This is a genomic window from Acinetobacter sp. ANC 4862 (assembly GCF_004336635.1).
Lineage (GTDB): Bacteria > Pseudomonadota > Gammaproteobacteria > Pseudomonadales > Moraxellaceae > Acinetobacter.
On record NZ_SJXH01000030.1, the window covers coordinates 1 to 14,186 of the forward strand.

Annotated in this window: 13 protein-coding genes and 2 pseudogenes; 6 read left to right on the forward strand and 9 right to left on the reverse strand. The window is 37.2% G+C overall.

What is annotated here, in order from left to right:
- Positions 1-149: 149 nt before the first annotated feature.
- The 5 genes and pseudogenes from gltP to E0409_RS12320 form a co-directional block, all read right to left on the reverse strand.
- The gene (gene gltP, locus E0409_RS12300) at positions 150-1,445 is read right to left on the reverse strand and encodes a glutamate/aspartate:proton symporter GltP (RefSeq protein WP_131291288.1); all 1,296 of its coding nucleotides are present in this window, start codon (positions 1,443-1,445) and stop codon (positions 150-152) included.
- A 267-nt stretch (positions 1,446-1,712) separates the two neighbouring features.
- The gene (locus E0409_RS12305; protein WP_131291347.1) at positions 1,713-2,813 is read right to left on the reverse strand and encodes an ABC transporter permease; all 1,101 of its coding nucleotides are present in this window, start codon (positions 2,811-2,813) and stop codon (positions 1,713-1,715) included.
- An 8-nt stretch (positions 2,814-2,821) separates the two neighbouring features.
- Positions 2,822-3,952 (reverse strand): ABC transporter permease, encoded by a 1,131-nt coding sequence (locus E0409_RS12310; RefSeq protein WP_131291290.1) that lies wholly within the window; start codon positions 3,950-3,952, stop codon positions 2,822-2,824.
- Positions 3,952-4,938 (reverse strand): annotated as a pseudogene (locus E0409_RS12315) (HlyD family secretion protein); the annotation flags it as partial. The pseudogene E0409_RS12315 and the gene E0409_RS12310, both read right to left, overlap by 1 nt.
- Positions 4,939-5,151: 213 nt before the next feature.
- On the reverse strand, positions 5,152-6,642 hold the full coding sequence (locus E0409_RS12320) for a TolC family protein (RefSeq protein ID WP_131291294.1): 1,491 nt from the start codon (positions 6,640-6,642) through the stop codon (positions 5,152-5,154).
- Between the two features lie 353 nt (positions 6,643-6,995).
- Here E0409_RS12320 and serC point away from each other — a divergent pair, with 353 nt between their 5' ends.
- Entirely contained in the window at positions 6,996-8,075 is a 1,080-nt protein-coding gene (gene serC / locus E0409_RS12325; RefSeq protein ID WP_131291296.1) for a 3-phosphoserine/phosphohydroxythreonine transaminase, read from the forward strand.
- A 99-nt stretch (positions 8,076-8,174) separates the two neighbouring features.
- Here the strand turns inward: serC and E0409_RS16515 are convergent, their stop codons facing one another.
- Positions 8,175-8,315 carry a hypothetical protein gene (locus tag E0409_RS16515; RefSeq protein WP_165493727.1) on the reverse strand — a complete coding sequence of 47 codons (141 nt, stop codon included), beginning with the start codon at positions 8,313-8,315 and terminating at the stop codon, positions 8,175-8,177.
- Between the two features lie 193 nt (positions 8,316-8,508).
- On the opposite strand from E0409_RS16515, the gene E0409_RS12330 reads away from it, so the two are divergent.
- The 5 genes and pseudogenes from E0409_RS12330 to xseB form a co-directional block, all read left to right on the forward strand.
- On the forward strand, positions 8,509-9,387 hold the full coding sequence (locus E0409_RS12330) for an IS982 family transposase (RefSeq protein WP_131291298.1): 879 nt from the start codon (positions 8,509-8,511) through the stop codon (positions 9,385-9,387).
- Between the two features lie 102 nt (positions 9,388-9,489).
- A complete protein-coding gene (locus E0409_RS12335; protein WP_131291300.1) occupies positions 9,490-9,798 on the forward strand; it encodes a hypothetical protein in 309 nt (102 codons plus the stop codon).
- 10 nt (positions 9,799-9,808) lie between these two features.
- Positions 9,809-10,273, forward strand: coding sequence for a hypothetical protein (locus tag E0409_RS12340; protein WP_131291302.1), 465 nt, complete (start codon positions 9,809-9,811; stop codon positions 10,271-10,273).
- Positions 10,266-10,886: a hypothetical protein gene (locus E0409_RS12345; RefSeq protein ID WP_131291304.1), complete on the forward strand. Its 621-nt coding sequence runs from the start codon at positions 10,266-10,268 to the stop codon at positions 10,884-10,886. The genes E0409_RS12340 and E0409_RS12345 overlap by 8 nt, the downstream gene beginning before the upstream one ends.
- A gap of 32 nt (positions 10,887-10,918) precedes the next feature.
- Positions 10,919-11,014, forward strand: a pseudogene (gene xseB, locus E0409_RS12350) (exodeoxyribonuclease VII small subunit); the annotation flags it as partial.
- A 133-nt stretch (positions 11,015-11,147) separates the two neighbouring features.
- On the opposite strand, the gene E0409_RS12355 reads toward xseB, so the two are convergent.
- From E0409_RS12355 to E0409_RS12365, 3 genes are all read right to left on the reverse strand, one after another.
- Positions 11,148-12,281 (reverse strand): hypothetical protein, encoded by a 1,134-nt coding sequence (locus tag E0409_RS12355; RefSeq protein WP_131291306.1) that lies wholly within the window; start codon positions 12,279-12,281, stop codon positions 11,148-11,150.
- Between the two features lie 124 nt (positions 12,282-12,405).
- On the reverse strand, positions 12,406-13,506 hold the full coding sequence (locus E0409_RS12360) for an XRE family transcriptional regulator (protein WP_131291308.1): 1,101 nt from the start codon (positions 13,504-13,506) through the stop codon (positions 12,406-12,408).
- Between the two features lie 17 nt (positions 13,507-13,523).
- The gene (locus E0409_RS12365) at positions 13,524-14,141 is read right to left on the reverse strand and encodes a hypothetical protein (RefSeq protein WP_131291310.1); all 618 of its coding nucleotides are present in this window, start codon (positions 14,139-14,141) and stop codon (positions 13,524-13,526) included.
- Positions 14,142-14,186 lie beyond the last annotated feature (45 nt).

Below are 14,186 nucleotides of genomic sequence, written 5' to 3' on the forward strand. Positions count from 1 at the left end.
CAAGTAAATCTGTTTGAGAGAAAAACCTTAAAAGCTTTATTCATGCCCGATAAAATACCGATAAAACAAAAGGAAGCTCAATTGAGCCTCCTTTTATGAAAAATTGTGGGACAGCAGTGAGCCGAAGCTTCCTTTTTTGATTTTATAGATTATGCAGCCTGTTTCATTTCAGCTTGATAATCTTTTTGTTTTTCAGCATCAAATTGACCTTCCCATTTACTGATCACAAGAACAGCCAACGAGTTACCAATCACATTCAATACAGTACGAGCCATATCTAAAATACGGTCAATACCAGCAATAAATGCCAAGCCTTCAAGCGGAATACCTACACTGCCCAAGGTTGCTAACAATACAACGAAAGACACACCGGGAACACCCGCGATACCTTTAGAAGTAATCATCAAGGTTAAAACCAGAATGATTTGCTGAGTCATGCTCAAGTCGATACCGTAAAGTTGTGCAATAAAGATTGCTGCAATACTTTGATATAAGGTCGAACCATCCAGGTTAAATGAATAACCGATTGGAATGACAAAACTGGTGATTGATTTAGGTGCACCGTACGCTTCCATTTTTTCCATGATACGCGGTAAAACGGTTTCAGAACTGGCAGTTGAATACGACAGAATCAGTTCATCTTTTAGAATTTTAATAATTTTCCAAATACTGAAACCACAGAATTTAGCAACAAGACCTAAAATGACAAAGATGAAGAAGAAGATAGCGCCATAAACCAAAACGGCCAGCTTCACTAATGGAAGAAGGGAGCTAAAACCAAAGTTCGCAACGGTTACCGCAATCAGACCAAATACACCAAAAGGTGCAAAAAGCATAATCATATGTGTCACTTTGAACATGGTTTCAGAAACTGCATGCAACACATCAATCAGCGGTTTTCTGGTTTCTTTCGCCAAAGATCCCAAACCAATACCGAAGATCACGGAGAAGAAAATGATTGGCAGCATATGCCCATCAGTCAGTGATCCAAAAATATTGGAAGGAATGAGAGATAAAATGGTGTTAACCAGACCATGAGAATGGCTACTCACTTCTTGTGTGGTTTGCTGATATTGAGAAATGTCAGTTTGCGTCAAACTCGACATATCAATACCGGCACCCGGCTGGAACACATTTGCTGCAACCAAACCAACAATAATTGCCACTGTGGTAATAATTTCAAAATAGACAATGGTTCTGAAACCGAGCTTACCTATATTTTGACCATGACTTGCATTGGCAATACCTAAAATCAGCATTGAAACTACAAGTGGAATCACGATCATTTTAATCAAATTAATAAAGATTGCGCCCAAAGGACTCAGCAGATTATTAATCAGAGTTTCACGATATTCGGGAGAATAGTGTAGAAAAGAGCCTACAAGTACACCTAAAATGAGCGCAATGACGATTTGCCAAGCAAGACTAATCTTAATCTTTTTCATGCTAAGCCCTTAAAATCAAATTTCAATAAAAAAGCTGCTATAACACTGTCGATATCACATCGGCATGTTACGGGGAGCGTGGGAATGAATAATATAAAAAATATTCATGAAATATGAACAACGGGCTATTTTGCATCGATTAGTATATTCAATCTAACATTTTTTCTTCACAATCTGTTCAATAGGCTAAAAAACTTTCAGTTTTAGTTGAATATTCGATCTATTTGTTAAGTTTTATTTACTAATCTTATGCAATATAATGCTAGATCATGATTTTTTATTGGCGTGGGTCAGTCGGAAATATCCCCAAAGCAATAATACGGTTGCAACGGTCGCCAGATAAATCATTTTCGGAATGACGATATTTAAAGGCACACCCATTTGGTTCAACTGAATGAACATTTGAATACCTTGGGTCGAGGGTAAAATGTTTCCAAGCCATTGCATCCACTCGGGCATGGCTGAATGCGGCCATGCTGTCCCTGAGAGTAAAAACAGTGGAATGGATGTAAAGACAATCACATGGCCAGTACGTTCAGGCATGTCCAAATATGAAGCGATCAGCATGGTTAGACCAATCACGCAACTGATAAAAATGGGTACGCCAATCAACATGCCGAAGAAATTACCGCCATGCGGATAATCATAGAACCAGAAGGTAAACCCAAATAAATAGAAACAACCCAAACAGCCAATGGTTAAAATGGCGCTAAAGATTGCAAAAAATTCAGTCTTGCTGGGTCGCCAGTTTTGCAGCCGGTAGCCTGCAATCAGCATGCTTAAACCCAAAACAATTGTTTGATGAATAATTAAGGGGGCAATGGCGGGGAAAATATAACTGCCATAACCGGACAGGGGATTGAATAACGGAATTTGATGAACAGATAGTGCAGGGGTGAAATGAGAAATATCACTAAATTTCTGCGCCTGTTCAGCAATGGCATTTTCAATGGAGGTGGCAAGCCCTAAACCAATCTGTTTAGTCCTTAAAAAATAGGCAGCACTTAAATATAAGCCTACACCACCGACTTCTCCACGGTGAATACTGTTGGACAAATTCTCCGGTAATAACAAAATACCATCGGCTTGCTGGGTTTTCACCAGCATTTCCGCTTCAGTAAAATTACCTGTAACCGCCGCGATTTTCACATTCGGGCTTTTTGAAACTTCACCAATAATGGTAGAGGTGATCAGGCTCTGTTCTTCATCCACAATCACAATTGGTAAAGATTCGGCATGTTCGGCTTTATACGCAGTCGGATAGAAAAAGCTATATACCAATACCGAGAGTATCAAAGTGGTAAAGATTGAAGCGTTACGTGCAATATCTTTAAAGGTTTTTAAATAAAAATGCAGGAAGTTTCTAATGCTACTTTTCATGCTTTAACTCCCTTTAAATATTTATTCAGGAAGAAATAGGCAGTCGCAAAATACAACAGACAATAAATAGCTAAGATTAAAAGCGGTAACAGTGAAATAGATACAGGGCTGCCAATCACCCATTGTTCGGTTTGTAATTTTGCATATGGTGTATAAGGGATGATATTGGCCCAAAATTGGGTAAACAGCGGCGCATTGTTTAAAGGTAAAGTGACTCCGGCAAAACTTAAGGAAGAACCACCATACACGGCAATAAGACCGAAAGACTTGGCTAGGTCACGCGTGGCTAAAACCACCGTACTACTCATAAAGGCATAAGCGCTATAAAAGAAAAGCTGTCCGAGTAGAACGATCCATAACTGACCTGCAACAAACCAGCCGCGGAATTCAATTAGCCAGAACATCCATGCCCACGTCCATGCGGTAAAAATCAGCACATAAGTTAAATTCTTGGATAACAATGCCTTAAAAATACTGGATTGGTTGAGCCATTGTCCGGTGGTGTTAAATTTCAGCTCTTGTCCAACTGAAAAAGCCACACAACAACACAGCAATAAATGCAAAATTGCAGGAATCATAAACGGTTCAAGGTAGAACTCGTAACTTAAACCCGGATTATATAAAGGGGAAATTTTGACATTCGGCGTTGCAACATCGACATAGGGAATTTTATTTTCCAGATAATTGTATCCGGTAAAATCGGTCATTGCCTGTACGGTACTGAGCATCATCGCAGAGGAAATAGAATTCCCGACACTAAAATAGCTTTGGTTGAAGGCAATACTAATCTCGGCATCTTTGGCTTGAACCAGTCGTTGTTCAGCCCCAGCCGGAATAGAAATATAACCCCAGATTTTGGTTTGATTGAGCAGCTTTTCGACGTCATCCGGGCTTTGTGAAACAGCCACGATGTCTAGAGTGGAATTATGGCTGACATATTTTTCAATATTCCGGCTGAGTTCGCTTTGGTCTTGGTCAATAATCGCAATCGGTAAATGTTCAGGTTTTCCCTGAGAAAACATGCTGCTAAATAACACAATCATACATAAAGGCGCGAGTGTGACCAAGCACAAGTCCCATTTATGGGTCAGTAAATAGCGCAGTTCACGCAGCATGCCAGACCCCATTATTTTGGCTCTGCAATTTTAAACAGCACACTCATGCCCACTTTTAAATCTGCAATCGGTTGTACCGGAGTTAAATGAACCTTAAAGCTGCGAATGTCATAACCACCGGTTTGGCGCGTGGTTTTAATGGTGGCAAATTCACCTTCAGCATCAATGTTTTTAATTTTAAAAGTGGCCGTTTGATTTAAGGCTGGAATAAAACCTTCAATGGTTTTGCTTTTATAAACTTGCGCATAAAGGTCTTCACGGACATTGACGCTGACCCATAAATCATCATCCTGAATAATACTGACGACCGGTACGCCCATGGCTACAAGTTCAGATGCTTTACCGTAGGTTTTAGAAATGGTGCCATTGATTGGAGAAAGCAATTGGGTTTCGGCTTCCAAGGCATTGGCCTCGCTAACTGCTGCTTTGGCAATATCCACTTGTGCATTGGCTGAAGATTTTTGTTCAGGTGTGCTGCCACGTTTTGCACGTTTATATTGTTGATAGGCAGATTCAGTCATTTGACTGGCTGAAATTGCTGCGGCCTGCATTTCGTCACGACGCTGTCGGGAAATTACGCCTTCTTTAAACAAATTTGCTCCACGCTGATAGGTGGTTTGAGCCAATGCCTGTTGCGCCTTCAGGCTTTGCCAGTTGGCGTATAGCGTGTCAATATTTTCCTGTTGCGAACCACGATCTGCCGTCGATTGCAGCGCAAGGGCAGATTGCAAAGAAGCTAAAGCCTGCTGTTTTTTTGCCTCAATTTCCGGACTGAATAAACGCACCAACTCCTGACCTTTTTTAACTTTGTCGCCATCATGTACATAGACTTCTTCAATACGGCTCGGCACTTTAGTACTGATATGAACGGTTTCTGCTTCAACTCGACCTTGCAGTTCAACTTGTTGCGGTTGATAACTTTTCCATAAACCAAAAGCAATCAAGCCCAACAGTAAAATCAAAACGATGATGCCGACCAGTTTAATGACAGCTGATTTTTTTGGATTTGGCTCGGTAGTTTCAGTCGTCTGAGCTTGTTCTGAATAACTGAAAAATTCATCATTTGTATTGCTTTTCTGTTCAGATGTCGCTTGAGTATCCACTTTGCTGCTTTGAACAGATGTGTCTGTAGCGCTGCCTTCTGATGAGGCATTTTCTACATCTTGATCAGGTTTGTTTTGATCTTGAGTCATGTTTTTCCCCAGCAAAAATTAACGGATATAGTTGGTTTGAGCCTGATTGACGTAGCTCTGAAACTGATTGATTGAGCCATGACTTTGCAATAAAGTCGCTAGAGACATCACATATTTATAGGCATTCAATGCCATTTCACTTTTTAAACCGGTTAGGGTATTTTGCGCATCAATCACTTGGGTAGCAGTGCCCATATCTTCTTTAAAAGACAGCGTTTGAATACGCAGGTTTTCCTGAGCGGCTTTCATGTTTTTCTGTAACAGTTGATGACTTTGCTGGGCAGTGGTCAGTTCGCTATAGGACTTATAAATAATATTTTCAATTTCCTGTTTGGTACGCTCCGTCATCAGTTCAGAAGCATAGCGTTGTAATTCTGCTGCCTGAATATTTTTGTTTTTATCGACTCCTGAAAACAGGTTGTAACGTGCCACCACACCGACAATCCAGTTTTGCTTTTCATCCAGACTGTATTCCCCAAATGCAAAAAGATTCGGTTTTTTCGCTGCACTTTGTGCTTTGACATTGGCATTGGCCAGTTGGGTATCCATTTGCATTTTACGAATCAGCGAGGATTGATCCTGATAGCTTTTCAGCAAGCTATTTAAAGACTGGCTTTGGGCAGAATTTACAAAGAGTGGGGTGCTCAAGTCCGTAATCTGGCTGCTTTGCAAAAGATTATTCAGTTGAAACATGCTGGATCTGAGACTGGCTTCGGCATTTTGATAAGTTCGTTCAGCATTGTTTTTTGCCACTTCAAACTGCATCCGTTGCCCTTTGCTAATAAAACCCTGATTTTCCAGTTTAAGCGCATTGTTATAGTGGCTTTGCATGGCGTTAAAATTGGAACGGCTTGAATCGAGTAATTGCTTTTGCAGTTGGGCGTTGAAATAAGCCTGAATCAGTTCAAAACGTTGTAAATCTTGTTGCTGCTGGGTATTCAGCTGGCTGCGCTGTGCCTTAATGCTGGTGACTTCTTTGGCACCGGAAGTCAGTCCACCCGTATAAAGCGGCATTAAGACTGAAACTGTGGGACGAACCACTTGGTCTTCCAAAATCACATTGGCTGAATCGGGAAATAGACTCACACCGCTATGAATGGTTTGATTCAGTCCTTCTTTTAAAGGATCGGCAATATTGGCGGGAAGGTTTTCTTGATTAATCCGGTCATTAATGCCTTGAGCAAGCGTTTGTTCCAAATTGTTTTTAAAAGAATCGAGTGGAATATCCACTTCATTATGAAAAGCGTATGCACGGACATTTAAGTCCACCCGCGGCAGCCCTAGACCTTTTACGGCTTCTGCTTCAAGTTTTGCAGCCTGTTGTAAGGCTTGATTGGCCTGGGTGCTATAAGAATCCTTTAAAACTGATTCTTCAGCTTGTGCATAACTGATGCTTTCCGCAAAAACCTGTGGGGCAAGAATTAGGCAGGCAGTACAAATTCCAAGACGGAGATGATGTTGTATGAGTAGTGCAAGTTTCTTTGGTGATGCATATAAACGCAGTGACATCGATCAGACGCTCAATTTCTTTGTAACAATTATATTGCACAGATTGAATTGTATGTCTAATCAATAAGTTGTTGTATTGTTTAATATGCATTTGTATATCAATCATGTGATTAAATTTTAAATGCCAACGTCTTGCAGTAGCAACTTTGAAAAGATCAGAAATAAGATGCAGTTGCGCCTTTAAGCCAGGTGCCAAGGATTACAAAATGGTTTATTAAAGCCGATCTTTATTGAACTTTTGACTTTAAATGTCCGACAGCATTGAAATATTTTCAGGATAATTTACTGCAAGCTCAGGCTATCTGTGGTTAAATGCCGTTATTTTATTGTGTTTCACTTTGAAAGGAAAAATCATGCGCGCGTACAATTTCTGTGCTGGCCCTGCTGCATTACCGACTGCCGTTTTAGAAAAAGCCCAAGCTGAAATGCTCGATTGGCATGGCAAAGGTCTTTCGATCATGGAAATGAGTCACCGTAGTAGTGACTATGTGGCTGTGGCAGAAAAAGCAGAAGCAGATTTACGCAAATTGATGAACATCCCAGAGAACTATAAAGTATTGTTCTTGCAGGGTGGTGCTTCACTTCAATTCTCTGCAATTCCTTTAAACCTTTTAGGCAAAAATAACAAAGCTGATTATATCCATACCGGGATCTGGTCTGAAAAAGCGCTTAAAGAAGCGCAACGCTATGGCGATATCAATGTCGTGGAAGCGGGCACAAGCATTAACGGTAAGTTAGCGATTACGGATCAAAGCCAGTGGAACTTATCTGACGATGCTGCTTATGTGCATTATGCTGATAACGAAACCATCGGTGGTCTTCAATTTTCCGGTATTCCTGAAGTGAATGCACCTTTGGTATCGGATTTATCTTCAAGCATTCTTTCAGCACCGATTGATGTGTCGAAGTTTGGTTTAATCTATGCAGGCGCGCAAAAGAATATTGGTCCTGCTGGCTTAACTCTAGTGATTATTCGTGATGATTTGCTTGATCAAGCGAAACCTGAAATTCCAAGTATTTTGAAATATTCTGCGCAAGCGAAGAATGATTCAATGGTGAATACACCATCAACCTATGCTTGGTACTTGTCTGGTCTAGTATTCGAATGGTTACTTGAAAATGGTGGTGTTGAAGCTATTCACAAAGTAAACCTTGAAAAAGCTAAATTGCTTTATGGTTATATCGATGCAAGTGATTTCTACGCCAACCCGATTGCGGAACAAAACCGTTCCATCATGAACGTACCATTTACTTTGGCAAATGCGGATCTAGATAAATTGTTTCTGAAAGAAGCTGAACAAAATCATCTTCTTAATTTGGCAGGTCACCGTTCAGTCGGTGGTATGCGTGCAAGTATTTATAATGCCGTACCATTAGAAGGCGTACAAGCCTTAGTGAACTTTATGGATGACTTTGCGAAACGCAATGCTTAAGCCTTAAAGCGAAAAAAGCCCATCACATGATGGGCTTTTTATTGATTAAAAATAATTTTTTTGAAACAAGTCTGTTGAAAATCAGCCGTTAAAATAAGCTTAAAGAATAAAGAGATGTAAAAGATAGGCAGACATAAACATGCCTAATACAAAAAATAAGCATGAGATGGTGTCTAACTGGAAGCGTTTTCCAAGTTGATGTTCAACTTGTTGTATATTTTCTTCTTGCACGATTTTCATGGAAAGCTCTATTCCGATTTATTTATCGTTAATTCCTATTTCTAATTTGCATTTTTATCATAAAAAATTGATTAAATAAAGTACTAAATAAAAATATGTAATTAACCCGAATTACGGATAAGAAAACCGCTTGAAAAAAAGATGGCTAGAGCCATTTAGAAAGTTACTACACAAACCAAAGACTCTAACCACCATGTCTGATTTTACAGAAATCTTCTGTGCCATTGATGATTTTTTTAAGAAATTTGAACCGATCTATTGGCAATTTCTCAAGCAGGAAAATAAGCGTAAACGAATTCGATTAGCAACCTTATCCCTCTCTGAAATTGTGACGATTGCAATTTGTTATAAAACCTCGCAAGTAAATAACTTTAAAACATTTTTTCAATTGCTTTATCAATTTGAGAGTAAATTATTTAAGTCTTTGCCTTGCTATAAAAATATGCTCAGCCTGATTAACCAACATCAGCTTGCGATTCATGCACTACACCGTGCTTTAAGCAAAGGACAAGCATGTCAATATCTATGGATTGATTCAACACCTTTACCTGTTTGTAAAAACAAAAGAATTCCTAGAGGTCACCATGCTTTGGACGATATTGCTTCTCGTGGCAAAAGTTCTATAGACTGGTTTTATGGTTGCAAATTACACCTTCTCATGAATAGTGAAGGACAAATTGTGAATACAGTTTTATCCACTGGACACATTTCAGACATTAGAAAAATCGAAGAATTAGTTGATGGCTTATTGGCAACTGTTTATGGAGATAGAGGTTATATTGGGAAATCGATAAAAACCAAATTATTAGAGCAAAATATCGATTTAATTACTTATCCTAGAAAGAATATGCGAGTAAGTCTATTGCCTTTTTCTGATGAATACCACTTGAGACAGCGGAAAAGAATTGAAACTTTAATTGGCTTATTGAAAGAAAAATACCATTTAGTAAGCAGTAAACATCGGGCTATTTCCGGTTTCCTAGCAGGCATATTTTCTTCTCTATGTGCCTATCAACTCTGTCAGAAGAATAAGCCAAAAATTCATGTCGTTAGAAATTTAGCTTATCCGTAACTAGGGTTAATTAGACAAACTACTGGTTTAGGTCATACTATTGAAGATACAGGTATCAATCTCTTTCCATGTGTAGCAAAACTTTACCATGAGCAACCTGGCGTGATAAAGGAATTAGCATTTAAAACTGATGACGGCGTAGCTCACCGAGAGATTGCACGTGGTGGTATAGATGATGTCCGCGAAGGCGATTATCATGTTGGTGGTACTGCTTCAACTAGCATTCAACCATATGATATTAAAAAAATTTATGGTGGTAAAAAGTTCAACGACAAAAAGGATTTGTTGTTAAAAGGGAGCTGGTATATATTAAATTTACCTACCCCTATCCTTACAAATGTTACCATAACAGTGAATTCTGCACAGGATATGAATGATATGGTTAATAAACTAATAGCTTTTTCTCAATAAGTAAAAGCTTATGAATAACAAGAATGTTATCAATGAAAAATATCTTTCACGTTTACGGGAAAGATGTTTTTTAGAAAAAGAAGATCAACTTTCATTACTCACATATGAAAGCTCAACTAAAATTTTTCTTTTTTTAGTCGAAACTCCTAAGCCATCGAAATTGAAACATCTTAATTTTTCACGTTTAAAAGAAATAGCTGCTTATCCGACAGATTTACCACCTAACTATTTTAAATTAGTTTTAGCAATACTAACTGATGAAAGAGTTAATATTTTAGAAGAGATTTTTGAAGCACATAATGTAGAGTCTGACGAAAGTTTGATTTTAAGTTTTGATGAAATTACTGACTTTATTATTGAAAATAAATTCATTAATCCTTTTACAGAAGAAGAAATCAGCGAATTAGAATTTTCTAAAATGATAACAACTTTTTTTTCAATTTCAGAAGAACTTTTAGGAGACCTAAATGTCTAATGATATTGAAAAATTTGATATTTCCAATCATTTTGAAAAAAGTATTCTGTTAAGAAAAAGAGCTAGGGTTAAACGTGATTATGAAGCTTATATTAATCAATTCTATATAGATTTTGAATATCAAATCAGTGAACTTGAATTACAGTGTAATCAATTACATGATAAGGGTGAGGATCTGATTACAGCCTTTATTGTTAATGGTTTAAGAAGTAGTGGTTATCCTGTCACTCATGATGGAAATAGCAATGGCCATGTAGATATCAATTTAAATGATCCTCCTTTCACATGGTTTGGCGAATGTAAACTCCAAAAAGGTAATGAAAATACACTTGGAGGTTTCCAACAATTAACTACTCGTTATAGTAGAGGAAATGATTTTGGATACCATGGAGGCGTTATTATCTATCATCAGAATACTACTAAAAAGGCTTTGACATCACTTACAGAATGGAAAAGCTTCTTAACTGCTGATCCTGAACAGATTAGTATTCAATGTAATGATATACCTCATCGAAAATTATATTTTGATAGTTCACATGAACATGAAGATTCTGGATATCCATATCTTATAAGACATTTTTGGATCAAGTTGACATATACGCCAAAGCAATAGTTATAGTTTTTTTGATTACAGATTCATCATCTCTTAATATCGTTGAAGAATCCATGTCTGCTTACAAAGCCTGCAAATCACGTGTAGACGCGGTACAACAGGCTTTGAATGAGACTTTCAAGGATTAAAGAATATAGATGAATCAGGGTATTTGGTGGAACGTATTATTGGAACCTGTAAATTTTTATTGTCACGTAGTTTAATTTGTTATGACTAAAAAATTTACCTCCAGAATATAGAAAAGCACTTTAAGGTGCTTTTTTAGTCAATATTTACATCTAATCTTAGAGCACACTCTCTACAGATATAAGGTTGGAGTCCGCGATCAAAATCTAGCCCTTTTTTATATTTTGTTTTTCTTTCTTGTGGCTCAAAATTTCTTACGCATTCATCACATCTAGAATCTAAAATAGCTTGACGTTCAGCTATTTCTTTTTCTTTTATTCTCGCCTCATTTAAAGCAATATCTATTTTCTGTATTTCACTTCCATAATCAGATATATATTCTTTCAAATCATTGATTTGATTAGCAAGTGTTACAGCATATTCTTTATATGCTTCTAGTTGATTCTTTGCTCTACTAAACTCTTGTTTATGCTGTTCTAATCCTTCTATTAGTGAATACTTATATACACCTGATGAAAAATTATGTTGCCGACTTTTCATAAACTCAACAACTTCATTATATTCTCCCCATGTACTTACAAACTTAATATTTTTAGAGAAGCCCCCTAGTTGTTCTTCTATAGCTGCTTTCTCGGATAATGGGCAGCATATAATTTCTATATCCTCATATGAAAACTCAAACCCAGTTTTTTTTGAGTCAAAATATCTCCATTCACGCTCCCAAGTATAACCTTGCCTCCGATCATCCTGAAAAACAGGGGTAATAAAAGGAATTAATTTATTTAAAAGTTCTTTAGTTTTTTTATTTTCACTGGTGAATTCTTCTGTAACTGCTGAAAGAGAGGTTTCCAAAGCAGCTAAATCTCCAATTGTATTTTTATCCATATATAAAGCTGGTCTAATACCCTCATAAATTGCTAATTTTTCTTTTGAAAACCCTATTCCATAAAAAAGATTAGATTCAAAACGATTGATTGCGATATAGCGAAAAGAATCAATAGAATGTAATACAGATTCTGTAAAACAGACCACTTCTCTTGTATACCATTTCGATTTTGACTGAGATGGTACTGAAGATTTTATTAATCCATGTTTTTTATCTTCACCAGACTTTAGAATTTCTAAAATTTGATTCTTTCCTGTCATATGAACCAAGAATGGAGACATATCAGGCTTTTCTATCGGAGAAAGTTGTAATGATTTTTTTAAAACTTTAAAATCATTCCAAATATTTTTATTGAGGCCAGTATATTCAGGAAGTCGCTTCATAATTTATTCTAATAAATAAAATTGTATCAATAATAATTACATTCTTAAATTTTGCACTAAATTAATAGGATATCGTGTAAATATCCTAATGAAATTTAAATATAAAAATATAAAAAAAGCGCCCTTAGGCGCTTTCTTCCAAAATTCTTAAAACTTTAGGTTTTCTTGGAATATCCATTCCAACCAAATTTTCAAGAAAACTAACATTCACATCTAAAGACTGAGCAATATCTTCAGCAAAAATTTTCTTTTTTGCGAGCATGGCAAAGCAAGCTTGAAGAAGTTCAGGCTTCTCCTTCGGAATTAAGTAATCTTCTTTTTCAGTTATACCCTCACCTGTTTTTTTCAGGTAAATCACACCACTGGTATATTGCTCTTGAGTTAATAAACCCAATTGCTTGGCACGATACAAAATCGCTGCCTTACTTACCTTCCATGTTTGTTTAAACTCACTCAGCTTCGACCAGTTGAAACGACCATTTTTGTACCAAGTTGGAAAATGCGTCCGCATCATTACTTGAGGAATTAGCAAAGCAGAAGCAAAATGATTTGCCTGTGACTCTGTGAGTCGATCACCTGTAACAATGCCATCATGAAGTACAAGATGGCCAAGTTCATGCCCCAGATCAAAACGCTGACGGCATATGCTTTCCTTTGCTTCATTGCGCACAAAAATTGGACGTTTTGTAGCTAAAGACAAAGCATCTACATCTTTAGATATAGAAGGAAATGTGGTTACAATAATGCCATGCGTTTCGCAAAGCCGAACCATATTACTAATTGGCCCTAAACCTAAACCCCATTTTTCACGACATTGTTCAGCTATAGATTCAATCGCTGGATCATAAGCAGTAGGCTCATCTTCTGAAGTATGAATATCATACTTTGGCAGCCGAAGTTTTGAGTCTAAGTATTCAGTCAATCGCTTAATGTATTCACCTCTAGCGATAACAATCTGCTTAAATGAAACTTTAGCAGTACGATTACTTCTAAAATGGATCTGCTCTTCCTGTAAAACAGCTTTTAGTTGCATAAAAAAGGACTGTGGCACATTAAAATAATGCGCCACCTTATCAATAAATTGATCATTGGGTAGAGTCTGCCCAGTTTCAACTTTATGAAGATATTGACGTGTATAGTCCAGCTTGCTACCTAAATCTTCTAAAGATAATTCATTGAATTGTCTAAGGAGCTTTAGTTCCAAGCCATTAAACTCAGTTGTCATGGCTAGTCATCTTACAATTAGTTGTTTACAGCTTCGGAATCGTCGTCATCTTCTTTTTCATTATCCATCTCAGGATCTTCAACCAACGGTGAACCTAATTCCACAGATGTTGGAGTTTCTGGCTCGACTAAATAAATATGGTTGATATCAGTGATACTACTAGAATCCCAATATGCAACAACTTCATTTGCCAAGTTATAACCAGCAAATACAACAAGTGGTTCATCATCTAATGTTTTAGGTTCATTCAATATAAAACGCCAAAAATGAGGCTGATGGTCATCTAAAGGAAATAAGCTAAGACTTTGCAATTGTTGCATTAGGAATTTTTTCTTTTTTGGCTTTTCAAAATCATCTTTTAAAAACCGTATAGAAGCATTACCTATTTGAAAGATAAGTTTATATGAGCCATTAATCAAATGAACATCTACGGGACATTGCTTATTAACGATCATGTCTAAAAAGCAATTATATGTCCTGTCAAAGATACTTGTTCCACGTCCATAGTTTGAATCGTATTTTTCACTCAGCAGATAATTTATCTCGCGATAAATATCTAACATATACTTGGCGAAGAAGCTTATAACCTCATCGGTTAATTGTGGTTCAAAACAAGAAGGATGACGCCATTCCATAAAAATATCCGCAATAAATAGTGAAATGTTGGGTTAAAATCAATT